This is a genomic window from Paracoccus sediminilitoris (genome assembly GCF_003259195.1).
Lineage (GTDB): Bacteria > Pseudomonadota > Alphaproteobacteria > Rhodobacterales > Rhodobacteraceae > Paracoccus > Paracoccus sediminilitoris.
The window spans coordinates 1-524 of record NZ_QJPK01000087.1; the positions used below are offsets into that span (position 1 = coordinate 1).

General features: G+C 65.6%; 1 protein-coding gene. It reads right to left on the bottom strand.

Annotation, left to right across the window (positions count from 1 at the left end; genetic code table 11):
- Nucleotides 1–5 precede the first annotated feature (5 nt).
- On the bottom strand, nucleotides 6–524 hold a 519-nt coding region (locus DKT70_RS17680), incomplete at its 5' end, for a 3-oxoacid CoA-transferase subunit B (protein ID WP_111560343.1).

Sequence of the window (524 nt, forward strand, 5' to 3'; positions counted from 1 at the left end):
TCCTGTCATTCGACGATGTTCGCCTGCGTTGCGGCCCGGATCTCCTCCTCGGTGACGCCGTCGGCCAGTTCGACGATCTTCAGGCCGCCGGGGACGACGTCAAGGACGCCCAGGTTGGTGATGATGCGGTCGACCACGCCCTTGCCGGTCAGCGGCAGCGTGCATTCGCGCAGGATCTTGCTGTCGCCAGCCTTGTTCTGGTGGTCCATCACCACGATCACCCGGCCCACGCCCGCGACCAGGTCCATCGCGCCGCCCATGCCCTTGATCAGCTTGCCGGGGATCATCCAGTTCGCCAGGTCGCCGTTTTCCGCGACCTCCATCGCGCCCAGGATGGCGGCGGCGATCTTGCCGCCGCGGATCATGCCAAAGCTGGTCGCGCTGTCGAAATAGCTGGTGCGGTCCAGTTCCGTGATCGTCTGCTTGCCGGCGTTGATCAGGTCGGGGTCCTCCTCGCCCTCGAAGGGGAAGGGGCCCATGCCCAGCATGCCGTTTTCCGACTGCAGCGTGATGTCCTTGTCGCC